Source organism: Kitasatospora sp. NPDC089509 (assembly GCF_044749365.1).
In the GTDB taxonomy this organism is placed as follows: Bacteria; Actinomycetota; Actinomycetes; order Streptomycetales; family Streptomycetaceae; genus Kitasatospora.
Genome location: NZ_JBIVHS010000013.1, coordinates 1 through 18,379, shown reverse-complemented (window position 1 = coordinate 18,379; position 18,379 = coordinate 1). Strand labels below are relative to the sequence as shown.

Below are 18,379 nucleotides of genomic sequence, written 5' to 3'. Positions count from 1 at the left end.
GGCTCCGGCACCCCGACCTTCGTAGATACGTTGCGTTTCTTACGGAGGCCAGTCTACAGTCGAAGACAGGAAACGCGCCGTATCTTACGGCCGTACGGACAGGGGAGGTCCGCCATGCGCGCCGCACTCAGCGACGACTTCACCAGCACGCCCGCCACACCCACCGCACCCGCCACGGACGTCCTGGTGGTCGGCGCCGGCCCGGTGGGCCTGGTGCTCGCCATCGGGCTGGCCCGGGCCGGGGTCGACTGCCGGATCATCGAGCGGGACGGGGAGTTCCGCACCGCCGGCGTCCGCGGCAAGGGCGTCAACCCGCGCACCCTGGAGGTGTTCGACGACCTCGGCGTGGTCGAGCCGGTCCTCGCCCGCGGGGCGTTCCTCGGGGTCCGCACCTACCAGGGCACCCGGCCGGTCGAGCAGGTCGACGCCGCGGCGATCAACCGGTCGACCCCGGACCGCCCGTACGCCGGGATGCTGCTGATCGCCCAGCACCAGACCGAGGCCGTACTGCGCGACCGGCTCGCCGAGCACGGCCTCAAGGTGGAGACCGGCACCGAACTGGTCGACTACGCCGAGGACGCCGACGGCGTGCTGGCCGTCCTCCGGCAGGACGGCCGGACGACGACGCTGCGCGCCCGCTACCTGATCGGCTGCGACGGCGGCCGCAGCACCGTCCGCAAGCTGGCCGGCATCCCCTTCCTCGGCGAGACCTGGGAGGAGGAACGTTTCATCATGGCCTCGATGGACCTGGACGGCCTCGACACCGAGCACCTGCACATCTGGAACCACCCCACGTTCGGCGCCGGCGCCATGACGCTCGTCCCGATGCGCCAGGACGACAAGTGGGCCGTGCACGCCGCCGTCGAACCGGACGAGCACGGCGACCTGCCCGCGCCCACCCTGGACACCTTCCGCCGGCTCTTCGCCGAACGGGCCGGACTGCCCGGGGTCCGGATGCACGAACCGATCTGGTCCACCGTCTGGCGCCCCACCGTCCGTCAGGTCGAGCGCTACCGCGACGGCCGGGTGCTGCTCGCCGGGGACGCCGCCCACTGCCAGTCCGCGGCGGGCGGCCAGGGCATGAACACCGGCATCCAGGACGCCCACAACCTCGCCTGGAAGCTGGCCGCCGTGCTGCGCGGCGCCCCCGAGGGCCTGCTCGACAGCTACCAGGAGGAGCGGCTGCCGGTCGCCCGGGCGAGCCTCGCCGCGACCGCCGCCCACCACAAGGCGGCCTTCGGCGGCAGCGCGGACGGCCCCGGCGTGCTGACCGCCCAGTTCCGCACCATGGAGGTCCAGGGCCTCGACCTCACCGGGCTCGCCCTCGACTACCGCGGCGGGCCGCTCGGCCGCGACCTGGACGCCGCGACCGGCGTCCGGACCGGCGACCGCGCCCCGGACGCGCCCTGCACCACCGCGGACGGCACGCCCACCCGGCTGTTCGACCTGCTCCGCGGGCCGCACTTCACCTTGCTGGCCTTCGGCACCGTGCCGGACGGGCTCATCGAACTCCCGGGGGTACGGGTGGCCGCCGTCCACGACCCCGACGGCCACGCCACCCGCGCCTACGGGCTGCGCGGCGACGCCGTGGTGCTGGTCCGCCCGGACGGCTACGTCTCGCTCACCGGGGCCACCGTCGACTGCGCCACGCTCGCCGAGCACCTGCGGGGCTTCGCCCTCTGACGGCGCCGACACCCTGACGGGAACCGAACGAACCGACCGAACCGACCGATCCGAACGAACCGGGCGGCCCGGGCGATCAGCCCCGGGCCGCCCGCCCGTCGACACCGGCGGCACCGGCGACACCGCCGACACCGGCGGCACCGATGCCGACTTCGGCATCGGCGAGCCAGAAGTACACCGGCGGGAGCCCGAGTTCGATCCCCATCAGCACTAGCTGGAACCAGTGCGGCCGCCCGTCCACCGCGAGGCCCAGCACCCGGCCGAAGCCGCCCAGCAGCATCACCCCGGCCAGCCCGCGCACCGCCCACCCGGGCACCGGCGTCTGCCGGACGGTCCAGATCCAGGCCGCGCCGTAGCCGGCGAAGACCGCCCCCATGAAGCGGCCGAAGCTGTCCACCGTCGGGCCGGGGTCCGCGATCCCGGGCAGGGCGAGCGCCCCGGCCAGCAGGTGTTCGAAGCCGATCGCCACACAGGCGACCCCCATCGTCCACGCGAGCGCCCGCAGGGCCTTCGCCCGCGCCGTCTTCCCTGTCCTCACCATGAGCCCTGTCCTCACCATGAGCCGACCACCCCGTCGATCGCCAGGTGCTAGTAGACACGCGTCTACCAACGCTGTCACCACGCTAGCGCCCACTGGTAGACACGTGTCAAATAGCCTGTCCGGCATGCCAGTCCACGAACGCCGCCGACGCCTCTCCCCCGACGAGCGCCGCGCCCAGCTGCTCGCCGTCGGCGCCCTGGCCTTCGCCGCCCGGCCGTACGAGGAGGTGCTGATGGAGGAGGTCGCCGAGCAGGCCGGGGTCTCCCGCGCCCTGCTCTACCGGCACTTCGGCAGCAAGCACGAGCTGTTCGCGGCGGTCCACCGGCAGGCCTCGGACGACCTGCTGGCCCGCACCCGGTTCGACCCGGCGGACAGCCTGGTCGAGCAGCTGATCGAGGGCATGGACGCCCACCTCGACCATTTCGTCGCCAACCGGCACGCGGTACTGGCCGCCAACCGCGTGCTCGCCGGGGACCCGGTGATCCAGACCATCATCACCGAGGAGTTGGACGCCCTGCGCGGACGGCTGCTCACGGCGCTGCCGCTCACCGACGAGGCCGCCCGGCCGGCCGTCTCCCAAGTCCTGCGCAGCTGGCTGGTGTTCGTCCGGGTGCTGGTCGTCGACTGGCTGACCGAGCCGAGCTGCACCCGGACCGAACTGCGGGACGCCTGCATCGGCGCCGTGCTGGGCGCACTGCGGCCGCTGCTGCCGGTCGACCCGGCGCCCACCTGGGGGCGTTGAAGGCCGGGACGGAGGGTTCGGGGGCGTACCATCGGGCGATAACGGGAAGACCGCCCGATGGTTCCAATTCCCTCAGAAAATATGACAGTTGGACGCCCGTGCCCCGCACCGCCGCCGCCCCCGGCCACCCTCCCGGACGGCACCACCTCCGGCTGGTCCGCCACCCACTGCCCCGACGCCCGCCCGGCCCCCGACGACCCCCGCCGCACCCGGAGCGGCCCGCCCACGGCACCGCGCGGGTCAGGCCCACAGCCCCTCGCGGGTCAGCCCCACAGCCCCTCGCGGGTCAGGCCCACAGCCCCTCGCCCAGCACACCGCCCTCCGGCACCCCCGGCAGCACGTACGCCACCGCCGAAGCGGTGTGCACCAGGAAGGGGTTGAGCGCGTCCTTGGCCGCCAGCCGGTTCTGCACCCGGATGAACTGCTCCGGGTCCCGCACGAAGGCGCAGAACAGCAGACCCCGGTCGTCGGGGGCGTCGTCGTAGCTGTAGCCGCGCCGCAGCATCCGGGCGCCGGAGTCGAGCCGGGGGCTGGTGAGGCGCACATGGGCGGAGTTGGGGATGACGTACGAGCCGTCCGGGTTCTTGGTGTAGATGTCCGGGTCGTCGTGCTCGGCCGTGCCGGTGAGCGGGGTGCCGTCGACGAGCCGGCGGCCCATGGCCAGGTCGCGGCGGTCCTCGGGCAGCGCGGCGAAGCCGGCGGTGTCCATCCGGATCCGGCGGTAGACCAGCACGGTGCCGTGCCGGTACGGGCCCGGCGGGCCCCAGACCCACTGCTGCGCCGCCGCCTCGTCCGGGTTGGCGGTGCCGTCCTTGTAGCCGAAGAGGTTGCGCGGGGTGGTGCCCGGCGGCGTGCGCGGCAGGAAGCCGGGCTGGGTCCACCGGACCGTCGCGCCCGCCGATCGCGCGGCGGCGGCCAGGAGTTCGGCGACCACGGTGAGCGGCCAGCGGTCGGCGGCACACAGCTGCACCACCAAGTCCCCACCGCCGCGCGCCGGTTCGAGCTTGTCACCGGGAAAGGCCGGCAGCTCCGCCAGCGCGGGCGGCACGTTCAGCCCGAGCCGGGCGGCCAGCCCGGGGCCGACCCCGACCAGGCCGGTGAGCTGCGCAGGCTCCCCGCCGCGCAGCCGCGGATCGGTGGCGGTCCCGCCCGCCGCCTCGGCCAGCACCCGGGTCAACTCCCCCAGCAGCGACCGCAGTACGCCCCGGCCGTCGGAGACCGCGGCGGGCGCCAGGTCGAGGGCGAGCAGCAGGGTGGCCGGCTGCTGCGGGGCGGTCACCCCGGCCTGCCGCTCCCCGTGGAACGGCGGCGCGGCCGCAGCGGCGGACGGCTGCGGCGGGGCCGTGGAGCGCCCGCGCCCCAGCGCCACCACCCCCGCACCGACGCCGGCGCCGACGCCGGCGGCCAGCACCGCGCCGCCGCCCGCGATCAACGCCCGCCGGTCCACGCCCTTCCTGACGGCTCCGGGCTGTTCCTGCGCCTTTCCGCTTTCGGCATGCATGACCGACATTGGAGACGATAGAACACCCCGTATGCAACTTTTGACCGTCCGTCAACTCGTTCACGACGCACCCGCGGCGCCACCGCCCCGCCGCCGGGGCACCGCCCGCGGCCTCCCCGCCCTGCTGCTCGCCGCGGCCCTCGCCCTCGCGGGCTGCTCCTCCACCGCCGGTTCCTCCGCCGACGCCCACCACCCCGACGGCACCGTGGTCCGGGTCCCGCAGGACTTCCCGACCATCCAGAAGGCCGTGGACGTCGCCCGCGAGGGCGACACCGTGCTGGTCTCCCCCGGGACGTACCAGGAGAGCGTGCGGATCGCCAAGCCCCGGATCGTGCTGCGCGGCACCGACCGCAACACCGTCCTGCTGGACGGCGGCGTCCGGCTGGTCAACGGCGTCACGGTGACCGGCCCGGGCTCGGTGGTGGAGAACCTGACCGTGCACGGCTACCTCGCCAACGGCGTGCTGTTCACCGGCGTCACCGACGAGAAGCTCCAGCAGCGCGGCGGCGGCGGTTCCGCCTACAACCCGCTGGACACCGCCCGCTTCCCGGCCGTCCAGGGCTTCCGGGCGACCAGGGTCACCGCCTACAACAACGGCCTGTACGGCATCTACGCCTTCGACGCCCGGGGTGGGATCATCGAGGAGTCCTACGCCTCCGGCGGCGCCGACTCCGGCATCTACGTCGGCCAGTGCAAGCCCTGCGACACCCTGGTCCGCGGCAACACGGTCGAACGCAACGCGGTGGGCATCGAGATCACCAACGCCTCCGACAACCTCTGGTTCCTGGGCAACCGGGTGACCGGCAACCGGGTCGGCGTCACCGTCAACTCCAACGACCTGGAGGCGCTGGCCCCCCAGCACGGCGCCGTGATCGCCGGGAACGCCGTCACCGAGAACAACGCCTCCGACACCCCCGAACAGGCCGACGGCGGCTTCGGCATCGGCATCGGGATCGGCGGCGGCACCGCGAACCGGGTCGAACGCAACCTGGTCAAGGGCAACCGCGCGGCCGGCGTCATCGTCACCGACCCGGCCGGTCACCCGGCCGCCGGCAACCGGGTCCAGGGCAACCGCACCGAGGGCAACGGCGTCGACCTGGTGCTCGCCTCGGCCGACCCCGGCAACTGCTTCACCGGCAACCAGCCCGCCACCCAGAGCCCGGACGGCCTGGAGACCGCGGCCGCCTGCGACGCCAAGAGCCGCAGCCCGCTCACCGCCGGCCGGGCGGCCCCGGTCCAGGCCCCGCCCGGCGTGCCGTTCAACCAGGTCCAGGCCCCGCCCGCACAGCCGTCGCTGCCCGACCCCAACGCCCCCGGCCGCCCGGCCACCGACCTGCCCGGCCCGGTCGACCCGGACTCCTACCCGCTCCCGGCCACCGCCGACGCCGTCCCCAAGCCCTGACCGGTCCCGCGGCGCCCCGCCGGAGCGCCGCGGGCATCCCGATCGCCGTCGCCAGCGGCGCCCGGCAGAGCCCCGAGTGGATCGCCGAGCACACCGACGCCTCGTCTTCCCCCTTCCTGTGCCCGAGCGCAACTCGGCCGTGCGGCATGATCGGTACCGATCGACCGCCCACCGAGGAGCCCGGATGAACCGACCCGCACGCAGCTCCGCCCTGGCCGCCCTGGCCGCACTGGCCCTGCTCACCGCCGCCGGCTGTGCGACCACCCCGGCCCGGGCCCACCCCCGCCCGACCACGGCGGCCGCCGCCCCCACCGCCGCCGCCACGACCGGCGGCACGACCGGCGGCACCGGCACCGCGATACCCGGCGGCACCGTCTCCTGGTCCGGCCGGTTCACCGGCTACGGCACCCCGCAGTGGCAGCACGCCTGGGGCGTGGCCGGCCAAGGCGCCTGGGGCGCCGGCGACTTCAGCGCCGTCGACGACCCGACCGCCCCCGACGGCGGCCCGGCACTGCAGGTCACGTACGGCGCCGGCTCCTCCGCCAACACCTGCACCGACTGCCCCAACCCCGGCGGCGGCCAGTTCTACACCGACCTGAACACCATCGGCCTCTCCGCCCTCGCCCAGGGCCCCACCCTGGACCTCAAGTACGCCGTCCGGTTCCCCACCGGCCGTGACTGGGGCAAGGCCGGCAAGCTGCCGGGCCTGTACGGCGGGAAGATCGGCCAGGAGTCCGGCGGCACCCACGGTGCCGGCTGGTCCACCCGCTACATGTGGCGGGCCGCCAAGGGCAGCCCCGACAACGGCGAGGTCTACCTGTACACCCCGAGCAACTCCGGCCCGACCGGCTACGGGGTCGACGAGGGCCTGGGCGACTGGCACTTCCAGGCCGACGGCCGCTGGCACACCGTCGAGCAGCTGGTGAACCGTAGCACCGGCGACATCACCGTCTGGTACGACGGCCGCCAGGTGCACGCCGCCACCGACACCGCCTCCGGCATCGGCTCGATCCCCTTCGGCGGGGTGCTGTTCTCCACCTTCTACGGCGGCCACGACACCAGCTGGGGCCCGGCGAGCACCCAGCAGGCGTACTTCGCCGACTTCTCGCTCTCCGCCGGCGTCCAGCACTGATGGCCGGCTGGCCCGGCGAACTGCTCCTGGGCCTGGTGGTACTGGCCGGCGCCTCCGTCCAGCGGCTGGCCGGCCTCGGCTTCGCCCTGGTGGCGGCGCCCGTCCTGGTGCTGCTGCTCGGTCCGGGCGACGGGGTGGCGCTGGCGAACCTCGCCTCGCTGGCGATCAGCGCCGTCGGGCTGGCCGGGAGCTGGCGGCAGGTCCGGCCCCGGGCGATGCTGCCGCTGCTGGCGGCCGCGGTCTGCACCGTCCCGGTCGGGGCCTGGGCGGCGGCGACCGTCCCGCCCCCGGCGCTGCTGACCGGCATCGGAGTGCTGGTCACCGCGGCCGCCCTGCTGGTGATCCGGGGCCTGCGGGCCGCCGCACTGCGCGGGGTCGGCGGGGCCGTGGTGGCGGGGGCCGCCAGCGGGGTGATGAACTCCGCCGCCGGGGTGGGCGGTCCGGCGCTCTCCCTCTACGCGGTGAACTCCGGTTGGACGGCCCGGGAGTTCGTGCCGAACGCCCAGTTGTACGGTGTGGTGGTGAACGCCTGCTCGCTGGCGGCCAAGGGCCTGCCCGAACTGAGCGGGCCCAGCTGGGGGTTGGTGACCGCGGCGCTGGCCGGCGGAGCACTGGCGGGCCGGCTGCTGGCGGCCCGGGTGCCGGAGCGGCGAGCCCGGGCGGTGGTGCTCGGACTGGCACTCGCGGGCGGTCTGGCCACTCTCGTCAAGGGGGTTTCCGGACTCTGAGACCACCGGCTGGGAATGCTCTGTGAAGGGTCGACCAAATCTGTAGCGGTCATGCCATACTGCGTCGGTGACCTCAGCCAGCCCAGAGACTCCCGCGCACCGTACCAGGCCTCAACTGGGCCGGAAATTCGCCCTGCTGTGGTCGGCGTCATCGATCTCGGCGGTCGGCGACGGCATGCGGGAATCATCGCTTCCGCTGCTCGCACTGGCCATCTCGGACTCCCCGTCGGCGGTCTCCGTGGTCGCCGTGGCCGGATCGCTCCCCTGGCTGCTGATGGCCCTGTTCGGCGGTGTCATCGCCGACCGCTTCGACCGCCGCCGACTGATGTGGACCATCGACTTCGGCCGCGCCGTGATCGTGCTGGGCTTCGCCGCCTGCGCGTTCGCCACCACCCCGCCGCTGGCCCTGCTCGCCACACTCTCCTTCGTCCTCGCCTGCGGCGAGACGGTGTTCGTCAACGCCGCCACCTCGAACATCCCGGACGTGGTCCGCGCCGACCAACTGGACGTCGCCAACGGCCGGCTGCAGGGCGGCATGCTGGTCGGCCGGATGATCGGCCCCCTGGTCGGCACCAGCCTGTTCGCCATCGCGGCCGGCTGGCCGTTCACCGTCGACGGCCTGTCCTTCGCGCTCGCCGCCGCCCTGGTCGTCGGAGTCGGCCGCTCCGGCGCCCCCAAGGCGCGGACCGAGCGCCGGGTCATGACCGAGGTCCGGGAGGGCGTCCGCTGGCTCTACCGCCACAAGCAGCTGCGCCTGGTCGCCGCGCTCTCCGCGGTGGCCGGCGGCGCCTCGGCGCTCGGCATCACCATGATGGCGCTGCTGGTCACCCGCACCCTGCACCAACCCACCTGGGCGTTCGGCGCCGTGCTCGCCACCGGCGTGGCCGGCGGCACCGTCGCCAGCATGCTGGCCGGCCGGCTCGCCGAGCGGATGGGCCGACGGGCCCGGATCATCCTCTCCTTCGTCCTGATGGGCTCGGCACTACTGCTGATGGGCCTCAGCCCCTCGGTGTTCGTGGTGGCCCCGCTGTTCGCGATCGGCAACTTCGGCGTGGTCACCTGGAACGTCCAGGCGATCTCGCTGCGGCAGCAGACCGTGCCGAAGGAACTGCTCGGCCGGGTCAACAGCTGCTACCTGATGCTGACCCGGATCGGGATGCTGGTCGGCGCCGGCCTCAGCGGCTGGATCGGCTCGGCGGTCAGCGTCCGCACCCCGATCGTGATCTCCGGCGCCGTGCTCCTCGCCGCGCTGATCGTCATCCCGCGGCTGGGCGACCTGGAACCGGCCCCGGCACCCGCCGCCGAGGAGAAGCCGGTCGGTCAGCCCGCGCGCTGACCGCGCGCTGACCGCGGCCGGTCTGCGGGCGGACTGCGGCCGGAGGACAGGCCGCGGGAGGACGGGCCGCAGGAGGGCATGCGCGCACAGGTGCGCACGGGACCTACCATGGCGGGATGAGCTCCGGCACCGAACTGGCAGATGCACACCGCTCGCAGCAGCGGGCCGAGGCGCGGCTCGACGAGGCCGTCTCCGTGCTCACCCTGCTCGCCGACCGCACCCGACTGGCCCTGCTGGAGCGGCTCGGGCGTGGCGAGGCGGACGTGACCACGCTGACCGAGGCGACCGGCGCCGCCCGGCCGTCGGTCAGCCAGCACCTGGCGAAGCTGCGGCTGGCCGGGCTGGTGACCACCCGCAAGGACGGCCGGCGGGTGGTCTACTCGCTGCGGCACGGGCACCTGCGCCGGCTCGTGGACGAGGCGCTGAACGTCGCCGACCACCAGATCGGTCACCTCCCGCCGCACGACTGAACCCGGCCCCACGTCCCCGGCCCGGCCACCGTTCCACTCAATAGGTGCACACGTATGCACGCATTGACTATGATGGGCGCGACCCCACCCCTTCACGCCCCGGGACGGGCCCATGCCGACCGTGCTGCGCAACCGCACCTACCGCCACCTGTTCACCGCCCAGGTCGTCGCCCTGGTCGGCACCGGCCTGGCCACCGTGGCGCTCTCGCTGCTCGCCTACTCGATCGCCGGGAGCAACGCCTCGGCGGTGCTCGGCACCGCCCTGGCGATCAAGATGGTCGCCTACGTGACCGTCGCCCCGATCGCCGGAGCACTCGCCGGGCGGGTACCCCGGCGCACCCTGATGGTCGCGATGGACCTCACCCGGGCCGGGGTCGCACTCAGCCTGCCCTTCGTGGACCGGGTGTGGCAGGTCTACCTGCTGATCTTCCTGCTCCAGGCCGCCTCGGCCGCCTTCACCCCGACCTTCCAGGCCACCATCCCGGACGTGCTGCCCGCCGAACGCGACTACACCCGGGCGCTGTCGCTGTCCCGGCTGGCCTACGACCTCGAATCGCTCTTCAGCCCGGCCCTGGCCGCGCTGCTGCTGTCGGTGGTCTCCTACGACTGGCTGTTCGTCGGGACGACGGCGGGCTTCCTCGCCTCCGCCGCCCTGGTCGTCTCGGCGGTCCTGCCCAAGCCGGCGCCCGTATCCACACCTGGGTCCGCACAGATGGGGCGCACCGGGCGCACCGGGCGCACCGGGCGCACCGGCGGGATCTACCGCAAGGCCGCCTTCGGCACCCGGCTGTTCCGGGCCACCCCCCGGCTGCGGGCCCTGCTCGCCCTGGACCTCGCGGTGGCGGCGGCCGGTGCGATCGTCTTCGTCGACACCGTCAACGTGGTCCGCGACCACTTCCACCGCCCGGCCGGCGCCGTCTCGTTGGCGCTCGGCGCGTACGGCGTCGGCTCGATGCTCACCGCGCTGCTGCTCCCCCGGCTGCTGGCCAGGGTCGGTGACCGCACCGTCATGCTGCCCGCCGCCTTCGCCCTGCCCGGCGTGCTCGCCGCCGTCACCGTGATCACCGCCGTCCCGGCCGGGGAGGGCGGTTGGCTCGCCCTGCTGGCCGCCTGGGCCCTGGTCGGCGCCGGCAGCTCCGCCGTGCTGACACCGGGCGGCCGGGTGGTCCGCCGGTCCGCCGCCGACCCCGACCTGCCGGCCGCCTTCGCCGCCCAGTTCTCGCTCTCGCACGGCTGCTGGCTGCTCACCTACCCGCTGGCCGGCTGGCTCGCCGCCGGGGCCGGACTCCCGGTCACCGCCGTCGTGCTGGGCGCGGTCGCGCTCGCCGCCGCCACGGCCGCCACCGTCCTGTGGCCCGCCCGCGACCCGGACGCCCTCAGCCACCTGCACACCGACCTGCCGGTCGGCCACCCCCACCTGGCCGACGCCCACCCCGCCGGCGGCGGCGCCTGGCAGCACGGGCACCACTACGTGATCGACCAGGACCACCCCCGCTGGCCCCGGCCGGCCCTCAACTGAGGCCGCCGCGAACCGGATTGACGTCAGCTCGCGGGCACTTCCGGCCAAAATCCTGAGGTGTCCATGAGGGGCCTATTGGATCGTTCCAACCATGCGTACGCTCACACCGGCTCCACCGCACCCAGGCACCACAACACCTCGGCCCCGCACGGTCGTTCGCGCGTGGCCGGAAGAACCCTCCCCTCCTGTCGACGAGGACCGGTGTGAAGTGATCACAACGCACGACCGACCGCTGGACCGTTCCCCCCGTTCCCCCCGAGCCGCCCTGCACGGCCGGCTCGCCGCCCTGGTGGGGGTGATCGCGCTGCTGACGGCCGTCCTCACCGGCACCGCCGCCGCAGGCACCGCAAGCGCCGCACCCGCCCGCGCGACCGTCCCCGCCGCCGCCTCCTCCGTCAAGGCGGCCGGCCCCGGCTGGATCTGTCGCGGCACACCCGCCACCCCCGGCTACGTGTTCACCGCGCACACCAACAACGGCTGCAACGGCGCCGGCATGTGGTACCAGGCGCCCGTCCGGGACGGCATCTGGACCTGCGCCACGTCGCCGATCCCGGCCGGCTACGTGCTCTCCATGCACACCCCCAACGGCTGCGACGGCTTCGACTCCTGGTACATGCGGCTGCCCGTGGACGGCCTCTGGACCTGCGGCACCTCGCCGATCCCGCCCGGCTACGTGCTCACCCAGCACGCCGCCGCCGGCCGGTGGGACTGCGCCAACATCGACGCCTGGTACATGCAGAAGGTCCGGGACGGCCTCTGGACCTGCGCGGGCTCGCCGATCCCGCCCGGCTACGTCAACACCCAGCACGGCAACACCAACGCCTGCAGCGGCGGCATCGGCGCCTGGTTCATGCAGCTGGCCCGGCCCAACCTGTGGATCTGCCCGTACCAGCCGGTCCCGGCCGGCTACCACACCGCCCAGTTCGACTACCGGGGCTGCAACGGCGTCGGGGCCTCGCTGCTCGTCCGCAACTGACCCCGGCGCGGGCGCCGTCCCGCCGAGCCGCTGACCTGCTGAACCGTTGGACCGCCGGCCGCCTCACCCCTCTCCCAGGTGAGGCGGCCGGTGCGTTTCCCTGCGGTACTAGCCCCGGGTCACCGGGATCCGGTGCTCGGTCATCGCCGCGATCAGCCGCTCCGGCTCGTCCGGGGTGATGACCGGCTTCACCCGCGCCCCGAGGTCGACGACGAAGGCGACGCTCTTGTCCACCCGGCCCAGGTCGAGGTTGAAGTAGTGCACGAAGTCCCCGGAGCCCCAGAGCCGCCAGCGCCCGCCCAGCCTGGTCAGCGGCACCTGCCGCAGCTCGCGGATCCGCTCGTACGGGATGCGCTTGGCAGAGGCCAACGGGAAGTAGTAGCGGCGGATCACGAGTTCCCGGGCGGTGCACGCCACCAGACCGTCGTTGTACATGCGGGCCAGGCTAACCCCGCCCCCGACCACACGCCCGACCATCGGAGGTCCGTCCGGACAGGTACGCCCGGACGCCGCATTGGGGGGACTACCTGGTGATACGCATTCTGCTCGCCGAGGACGTGCACATGGTCCGGGGTGCGCTGTGCGGGAGCGCGCAGCCGAGCAGTCGGGCGGCGGTCGGACCTGACCGCGGTCCGACCGCACCCCGGCACGACGGAGCGCCCCGCCAGCATGGGGCGCTCCGTCGCATGTCCGGCCGATCGCGATCACCCGGCCGTAGGGATGTGCGAATTGACAGGTCGTAGGACCACCGCGTCTACTGTTCGTCGCGACTCCTCGTTCGGTGAGGCGTCTGCACGGATACAGGCCACTGATCCCACGACGTCGAGAGACGCCCAGGGTCAGGACAGGTCTCCTCGGCTTAAGGGGTGACCCAAAGTGGCTTCCCGCCCGTCCTCGACGGGTGGGGATACGCCGTGCAGTGCCGAAGCTCTTACGTGAGAGGGGTCGTCGCCATCGTCATGCGACTGCCCTGCCCGGCCTCTACTCCGGGACCCGGGCCGTCCTCGTCCGCGTGGAACCGAAGGGGGTGGGGCGCGATGAAACCCGGCCATAGTACGCGCTTCCGCCGCACCCCCTCCGCCACCGGGCACCGCTGACCCTCCGGCGTTCGCCGACCCGTACCGACCTCCCCGAGCAGGGCGTTCGTCCGCCGCCGCCCGGGGTGGTCCGTCGCGTCGCGACGCGGTGGGCCGGGGTGCCCGCCCCGCACAGCTCGCGAGACACCCATGTCCTTCATCGGTACGCCGAGTCCGCGTCCCAGTCCACTTCCCGGTCCGTGTCCCAGTCCGCCGCTAGGCCAGCAACAGCGCTGCGTCCCAGGGCAGTTGAGTACCATCGCCCCCGCCGTCCTGCTCCAGCAGGGCCAGCGCGACCCCGGCCGCACCCTCCAGGAAACCCGCCCGGTCGTAACCTTCTCCGCCCCCTCGCTCGGCTCGGTGAGCCGGTACGGGGAAGGCGAAGGCGGCCGACTCGTCGTAGGACGTCAGGACCTCCGCCACCAGCCCGGGCAGTCGCGCCGACAACCGGGCGTCCCCGCTGTCCCGGGCCACCCGGGTCGCCACCTGGAGCAGTCCGGCCGTCCCGTGGCAGAGCATGGCGTCGTCCAGACCCCAGCGCCCGCGCGGGCGGTCGAGCGCGGCGTGCAGTGCGCGGACGGCCTCGGCCTCCCACTCCGGTTCGCCGAACGCCCGACCCGCGAGCTGCAGGGCCCGGGCGACGCCCGGCGCCCCGTAGCACCAGGCGATCCTGGTCGGGCCGGCCCCGGGCCCGACGTCCACCGCCCCGGAGGCAGCCACCGCCTCGGGATGGACCACCGCCGGCCAGTCCGGCAGCGGCGCGCCGGAGTCGTCCCGGAGCCGCCGGTCGAGCAGCCAACCGGCGATCCGGTGCGCGGCCCCGGTCATGCCGGGCACGGTCACCCCGCCCAGCCGGGCGAGCGACAGCAGCGCCAGCGGGCCGGGGATGCCGTGCGCCAGGCCCAGGTTGAGATGCCCGCCGGGGTACTGTCCGGCGGCCGCGGGCGAGGGAGGCCCGGGCACCCACCAGCCGGGCAGCTCCCGGCCGTCGATCCGCAGCGGTCGGCTCAGCTCGACCAGATACTCCAACACCGCGACCAGCAACGAACGTTGGTCCTCACCACAGGCCAGCAGGTAGCGGCCGAGCCCGGTCAGGCCGCCGATCACGTCGTACCCGGCCGGCGCGGGGCCGGTGCGCGCCGCGTCCAGCCGCTCCCGTTCCAGCCGCAGCAAAGCACCCGTCCGGGCGGCCACCCTGCGGTCCACCGCAGCGAGCAGTCCGGCGTAGTCGCCGGGGCCCGCGACGGCGCGGCGCACCGCGAGGGCGAGCGCCGGGGCACCCGAGAACAGGCTGTCCGCCGGCCCGCCCGCGCCCAGGGCGGCGACGGCCGAAGACAGGTGCGCGTGCGTGACCGGGCGCCAGGTCCGATCCCGTCGCGCCAGTTCGGCGTACAGCAGCGCGATCCCCGCATGCCCCTCGCCCAGCGAGGCGGCTGACCACGGGCTCGCGCCGGTGACGGCGTCCTCGTTCCCGGGGCGCGCCGCGATCGCGCGTACCCGCTCGGGGTCGCGCAATCGCCGCGCGACCGCGTCGACCGCCGTTTCGGCATTCTGCATGGCGCACACCACTCTTCCGGCTCGTGCATTTCGGCAGGCCGGGGACACTCTGCCACAGAATTCGAAGAATTTCCCCGCCGGACCGGAGTTGACGTCGGCTCGGAAATCGCCCTAACGTTTTGCCCAGGTCGAAAAGCCCGCCGAAAACGGGACAACCGGCCGGAATGTGCAACACCTATATCCTCATTTCGAATCCCCTATTTCCCTGGGAGCAAACCATGCAGAACACCGCTTTCATCGAGGCCGCCGAGCTGCACTTCGACGCCTTCGACCTGGACCTCCAGGAGACCGCCCAGGCCGGCGAGACCGCCCAGGTCCAGCACCCGTCGCTGGCCACCTGCTTCTGCACCTACTCGCACTGCCACTGATCCACGGTTCCACCGAACGCTCCGGGCGGGTTTCCCGCCCGCCCGGAGCGGCATTTCCCACGCATTTCCAGGAAGGGTTTTCCCATGTCTGCACCAGAGCTTTTTCGGGAGCCTTTCCGAGGAAAAAGTGCGCGGCTCTTCCGGTGTGCGGACACCGCTCTGCTACGGGCCTCCGTCCTGCCCCGGAAGCGATTCGACACCACCCGTACGGAATTCCCGGCGGCCGGCCCCGGGGAATCCGCGGAACTGATCCGGCTGCTCGACCGGCTCGCTTCCGACCGGGAGCTGCGCGACGCGGTCGCGCTCGCCAGTCCCTCGCTCGACCGGCTGCTGACCGAGGTCCGGGACGGCCGCCCGCTCGAACCGAAGCGACTGCGCAAGGCCCTGCTCGCCCTGAGCCGCTACCAGCTCCGCGCGGCGTCCCGGCCCACGCCCTTCGGCCTGTTCTCCGGCGTCGCCGCGGTCCACATCGGCGGCGGACCCACGGCCGAGACCGACGCCCGCCTCGGCGACGGCCACCGGGTGGCCGCCCGCCCCGACATGGGCTGGCTGACCGCCGTCCTCGCCGAGCTGGAGCTCCGGCCGGACACCCTCTCCGGGCTCCGGATCGCCGTCAACGAGCTCGCCTTCGTCCGCGGACAGCGCCTGGTGCTGCCCTACGTGCCGGAACGCCACGGCGCCGCCCAACAGGCCGGCGGCACCCTCGTCGAGGTCTCCGTCCGCTGCACCTCGGCCGTCCGGGCCGTGCTGGAACTGGCCGAGCGGCCGGTCCGGTACGCGGAACTGGCCGACCGCCTGGGCGAGCGCTTCCCCGGGGTGCCGCCGCAGCGGGCGGCGGACCTGCTCCGGCAACTGGTCGAGCGCGAGTTCCTGCTCACCGACCTGCGTCCGCCGGCCACCGCCACCGACCCGCTGGGCCACGTCCTGGACCGGCTGCCGGCCGGCCCCGCACGCGCCGAACTCACCCTCCTCCGGCAGGAACTGGACGCCGCCGCCACCGCCACCGCCACCGACCGGTCCGCCGCACTCGACACCGCCCTCGCCCGGATGCGCCGCCTGCACGACGGTGACCGCCTGCTCCAACTGGACCTCGCGCTCGACGCCGCGCCGACCCTGCCCGCCGCCGTCGCCGCCGAGGCCGAGCGGGCCGCCGAGGTGCTGTGGCGCACCTCCCGGGTCCGCGAAGTTCCCCATCTCGCCCAGTACCACCGCGACTTCGTCGAGCAGTACGGCACCGACCGGCTCGTCCCGCTCACCGAACTGCTCGACCCGGACCGCGGTCTCGGCGCGCCCGCCGGATATCTGATGCCGCCCAGCGAGCGCGAACGACCGGCCCCGGACGGCCCCTCCCCGCAGGACGCGGTGCGGATCGAACTGGCCCAGGCCGCACTGCTCGACGGCCGGTCCGAGGTGGTGCTCGACGAGGAGCTGATCGCCCGGCTCAGCCCGGATACCACCCTGGCACCGCCGCGCTCCCTCGACCTGTACGCGCGCGTCCTGGCCGGGTCCGCCGAGGAGTTGGCGGCCGGCCGGTTCCGGCTCTGGCTCAGCCCGGAGGCGGCCGCCGACCACGCCGGGGCGACCGTCGGCCGGTTCTCGCACCTGCTGCCCGAGGCCGCCGAGCAGATCGCCGCGGCCGGCCGGGAGGCCGAGGGCCGGGGCGCCGACACCGCCCAACTGGTGCTGCGCACCGCGCACTCGCGCTCCGCCAACCTCAACCAGGTCCGCCCGCTGCACGACCGGCGGATCACCGTCGGCGCCTTCACCGACCGCACCGACCCCGGCACCGTCCCGCTCTCCGACCTCGCCGTCGGCGCCGACCTCGACGCCCTCCACCTGGTCCGGCTGAGCACCGGCCGCCGGATCGTCCCGCTGGCCTGGAACATGCTCAACCCGCAGGCCCAGGTGGGGAACACCGGCCGCTTCCTGCGCGAACTGCGGCTGTCCGGCGTCCGCCCCGGTTTCACCTGGGACTGGGGGCCGATGGAACAGGCCCCGTACACCCCGCGGGTGCGCTACGGCCGCACCGTGCTCGCGCCCGCCCGCTGGCGCCCCACCGCACCGTTCCTCACCGACCCCGCTCCGACGCCGGAACAGTGGCGCCGCGAGCTGGACGCCTGGCGGGAGCGCTGGGCCGTCCCCGACCGCGTCCTGCTCTGCGTCGCCGACCGCGCCCTCGAACTCGACCTCACCGCCGGCCTGCACGTCCGGCTGCTCCGCCAGGACCTCGCCCGCCACCCGGACGCCGTCCTGCGCGAGGCCCCGACCGGCGAGGACGCGTACGGCTGGCTCACCGGCCCGCAGGGCGCCCACACCGCCGAGGTCGTCCTCCCGCTGCTCGCCGACCTCCCCGCCGACCGCCCGTCGGCCACGCCGCCCCCGCCCGTCCGGGCGGCCCGCTCCCAACTGCCCGGCGGCGACTGGCTGTACGCCAAGCTCTACTCGTCGAGCCGCCGCCAGAACGAGCTGCTCGTCCACCGACTCCCGCAGCTGCTGGCCGAGTTGCCCACCGCCGTCGACCACTGGCACTTCGTCCGCTACCGCGACCCCCAGCCCCACCTGCGGCTGCGCTTCCACGGCGAACCCGCCGCCCTCAACCGCGAGTTGCTGCCGACACTGCACGACTGGACCGCCGACCTGCACCGCGCCGGCCTGGCCACCCGCCTCACCCTCGACAGCTACGAACCCGAATGGGAGCGCTACGGCGGCCGCGCCGCCACGGCCGCCGCCGAACAGGCCTTCCACGCCGACAGCACCGCCGTGCTCGCCCAGCTCACCGCCCTGGACTCCGGCCGGCTCACCCTGGCCCCGGCACTGCTCGGCGCCCTCAACCTGATCGACCTGCAACGCCACCTGCACGGCGAGGACCACTACGCGGACCGCCTGCTGGCCACCTACCCCCGCGCGGCCACCCCGCGCGAGGACCGCGCCACCGCGATCCGCCTCACCGACCCGGCCGCCCTCCGCACCTTCCCCGGTGGCCCCGACCTACTGACCACCTGGCAGCGCCGCGCCGAAACCCTCCGCCGCCACGCCACCACCCTCTCCCCCGCCGCCCCCTCCCTGATCCACATGCACCACAACCGCCTCCTCGGCATCGACCCCACCACCGAAGCCCAGGCCCAAGCCCTCGCCCGCACCGCCACCGAAGCCCTCCACCACCGCCGGGCCTGACCCCCGCGTCCGACCCCGCTCGGTGTCACTGCCCCGGCACCGGCGGAAAACGCGAAAAGGCCCACCCGGTAACCCGGGTGGGCCTTTTCTGAAGAATTGTTCGGCGGCGTCCTACTCTCCCACAGGGTCCCCCCTGCAGTACCATCGGCGCTGTGAGGCTTAGCTTCCGGGTTC

At 74.1% G+C, this 18,379-nt stretch carries 15 protein-coding genes, 1 rRNA gene and 1 riboswitch; of the genes, 11 read left to right on the top strand and 5 right to left on the bottom strand.

The genetic code is table 11. The features are described 5' to 3' along the window. Nucleotides 1-114 precede the first annotated feature (114 nt). Entirely contained in the window at nt 115-1,683 is a 1,569-nt protein-coding gene (locus ACIP4P_RS25190) for an FAD-dependent monooxygenase (RefSeq protein ID WP_400921968.1), read from the top strand. A 76-nt stretch (nt 1,684-1,759) separates the two neighbouring features. On the opposite strand, the gene ACIP4P_RS25185 is transcribed toward ACIP4P_RS25190, so the two are convergent. Continuing rightward, a complete protein-coding gene (locus ACIP4P_RS25185) occupies nt 1,760-2,224 on the bottom strand; it encodes a DUF4345 domain-containing protein (protein ID WP_400921966.1) in 465 nt (154 codons plus the stop codon). Between the two features lie 124 nt (nt 2,225-2,348). On the opposite strand from ACIP4P_RS25185, the gene ACIP4P_RS25180 reads away from it, so the two are divergent. Beyond that, nucleotides 2,349-2,966: a TetR/AcrR family transcriptional regulator gene (locus ACIP4P_RS25180; RefSeq protein ID WP_400921964.1), complete on the top strand. Its 618-nt coding sequence runs from the start codon at nt 2,349-2,351 to the stop codon at nt 2,964-2,966. A 286-nt stretch (nt 2,967-3,252) separates the two neighbouring features. Here the strand turns inward: ACIP4P_RS25180 and ACIP4P_RS25175 are convergent, their stop codons facing one another. Continuing rightward, complete coding sequence (locus tag ACIP4P_RS25175; protein WP_400921963.1) at nt 3,253-4,467, bottom strand: Dyp-type peroxidase; 1,215 nt, start codon at nt 4,465-4,467, stop codon at nt 3,253-3,255. A 31-nt stretch (nt 4,468-4,498) separates the two neighbouring features. On the opposite strand from ACIP4P_RS25175, the gene ACIP4P_RS25170 reads away from it, so the two are divergent. From ACIP4P_RS25170 to ACIP4P_RS25140, 7 genes are all read left to right on the top strand, one after another. Further along, entirely contained in the window at nt 4,499-5,869 is a 1,371-nt protein-coding gene (locus ACIP4P_RS25170) for a right-handed parallel beta-helix repeat-containing protein (protein WP_400921961.1), read from the top strand. 184 nt (nt 5,870-6,053) lie between these two features. After that, nucleotides 6,054-7,001 carry a polysaccharide lyase gene (locus ACIP4P_RS25165; protein ID WP_400921959.1) on the top strand — a complete coding sequence of 316 codons (948 nt, stop codon included), beginning with the start codon at nt 6,054-6,056 and terminating at the stop codon, nt 6,999-7,001. Then, the gene (locus tag ACIP4P_RS25160; protein ID WP_400921957.1) at nt 7,001-7,729 is read left to right on the top strand and encodes a TSUP family transporter; all 729 of its coding nucleotides are present in this window, start codon (nt 7,001-7,003) and stop codon (nt 7,727-7,729) included. Before ACIP4P_RS25165 ends, ACIP4P_RS25160 begins: the two co-directional genes overlap by 1 nt. Nucleotides 7,730-7,796: 67 nt before the next feature. After that, nucleotides 7,797-9,065, top strand: a complete 1,269-nt coding sequence (locus ACIP4P_RS25155; protein ID WP_400921955.1) for an MFS transporter — start codon at nt 7,797-7,799, stop codon at nt 9,063-9,065. 116 nt (nt 9,066-9,181) lie between these two features. Further along, nucleotides 9,182-9,535, top strand: coding sequence for a metalloregulator ArsR/SmtB family transcription factor (locus ACIP4P_RS25150; RefSeq protein ID WP_350518249.1), 354 nt, complete (start codon nt 9,182-9,184; stop codon nt 9,533-9,535). 112 nt (nt 9,536-9,647) lie between these two features. Continuing rightward, nucleotides 9,648-11,054 (top strand): MFS transporter, encoded by a 1,407-nt coding sequence (locus ACIP4P_RS25145; protein WP_400921953.1) that lies wholly within the window; start codon nt 9,648-9,650, stop codon nt 11,052-11,054. Between the two features lie 208 nt (nt 11,055-11,262). After that, nucleotides 11,263-12,030, top strand: coding sequence for a hypothetical protein (locus ACIP4P_RS25140; RefSeq protein ID WP_400921951.1), 768 nt, complete (start codon nt 11,263-11,265; stop codon nt 12,028-12,030). A 108-nt stretch (nt 12,031-12,138) separates the two neighbouring features. Here ACIP4P_RS25140 and ACIP4P_RS25135 read toward each other — a convergent pair whose 3' ends face one another. Together ACIP4P_RS25135 and ACIP4P_RS25130 are read right to left on the bottom strand one after the other, a co-directional pair. Then, the gene (locus tag ACIP4P_RS25135; protein WP_350518252.1) at nt 12,139-12,465 is read right to left on the bottom strand and encodes a hypothetical protein; all 327 of its coding nucleotides are present in this window, start codon (nt 12,463-12,465) and stop codon (nt 12,139-12,141) included. 331 nt (nt 12,466-12,796) lie between these two features. Then, nucleotides 12,797-12,979: riboswitch (M-box (ykoK) riboswitch) on the top strand. 343 nt (nt 12,980-13,322) lie between these two features. Next, nucleotides 13,323-14,663 carry a lanthionine synthetase C family protein gene (locus ACIP4P_RS25130; RefSeq protein ID WP_400921948.1) on the bottom strand — a complete coding sequence of 447 codons (1,341 nt, stop codon included), beginning with the start codon at nt 14,661-14,663 and terminating at the stop codon, nt 13,323-13,325. A gap of 218 nt (nt 14,664-14,881) precedes the next feature. On the opposite strand from ACIP4P_RS25130, the gene ACIP4P_RS25125 reads away from it, so the two are divergent. Next, nucleotides 14,882-15,031 carry a hypothetical protein gene (locus ACIP4P_RS25125; protein ID WP_350518254.1) on the top strand — a complete coding sequence of 50 codons (150 nt, stop codon included), beginning with the start codon at nt 14,882-14,884 and terminating at the stop codon, nt 15,029-15,031. A gap of 84 nt (nt 15,032-15,115) precedes the next feature. Further along, a complete protein-coding gene (locus tag ACIP4P_RS25120) occupies nt 15,116-18,205 on the top strand; it encodes a lantibiotic dehydratase (RefSeq protein ID WP_400921946.1) in 3,090 nt (1,029 codons plus the stop codon). 98 nt (nt 18,206-18,303) lie between these two features. Here ACIP4P_RS25120 and rrf read toward each other — a convergent pair. Beyond that, nucleotides 18,304-18,379, bottom strand: a 5S ribosomal RNA gene (gene rrf, locus ACIP4P_RS25115); the annotation flags it as partial.

Excerpts from the sequence above, each read along its gene's own strand:
- ACIP4P_RS25130 (WP_400921948.1), bottom strand. The coding sequence starts at position 14,663 with ATGCAGAATGCCGAAACGGCGGTCGACGCGGTCGCGCGGCGATTGCGC.
- ACIP4P_RS25120 (WP_400921946.1), top strand. The coding sequence starts at position 15,116 with ATGTCTGCACCAGAGCTTTTTCGGGAGCCTTTCCGAGGAAAAAGTGCG.
- ACIP4P_RS25150 (WP_350518249.1), top strand. The coding sequence starts at position 9,182 with ATGAGCTCCGGCACCGAACTGGCAGATGCACACCGCTCGCAGCAGCGG.
- ACIP4P_RS25185 (WP_400921966.1), bottom strand. The coding sequence starts at position 2,224 with ATGGTGAGGACAGGGAAGACGGCGCGGGCGAAGGCCCTGCGGGCGCTC.
- ACIP4P_RS25165 (WP_400921959.1), top strand. The coding sequence starts at position 6,054 with ATGAACCGACCCGCACGCAGCTCCGCCCTGGCCGCCCTGGCCGCACTG.
- ACIP4P_RS25175 (WP_400921963.1), bottom strand. The coding sequence starts at position 4,467 with ATGCATGCCGAAAGCGGAAAGGCGCAGGAACAGCCCGGAGCCGTCAGG.
- ACIP4P_RS25180 (WP_400921964.1), top strand. The coding sequence starts at position 2,349 with ATGCCAGTCCACGAACGCCGCCGACGCCTCTCCCCCGACGAGCGCCGC.
- ACIP4P_RS25190 (WP_400921968.1), top strand. The coding sequence starts at position 115 with ATGCGCGCCGCACTCAGCGACGACTTCACCAGCACGCCCGCCACACCC.
- ACIP4P_RS25160 (WP_400921957.1), top strand. The coding sequence starts at position 7,001 with ATGGCCGGCTGGCCCGGCGAACTGCTCCTGGGCCTGGTGGTACTGGCC.
- ACIP4P_RS25145 (WP_400921953.1), top strand. The coding sequence starts at position 9,648 with ATGCCGACCGTGCTGCGCAACCGCACCTACCGCCACCTGTTCACCGCC.
- ACIP4P_RS25135 (WP_350518252.1), bottom strand. The coding sequence starts at position 12,465 with ATGTACAACGACGGTCTGGTGGCGTGCACCGCCCGGGAACTCGTGATC.
- ACIP4P_RS25125 (WP_350518254.1), top strand. The coding sequence starts at position 14,882 with ATGCAGAACACCGCTTTCATCGAGGCCGCCGAGCTGCACTTCGACGCC.
- ACIP4P_RS25170 (WP_400921961.1), top strand. The coding sequence starts at position 4,499 with ATGCAACTTTTGACCGTCCGTCAACTCGTTCACGACGCACCCGCGGCG.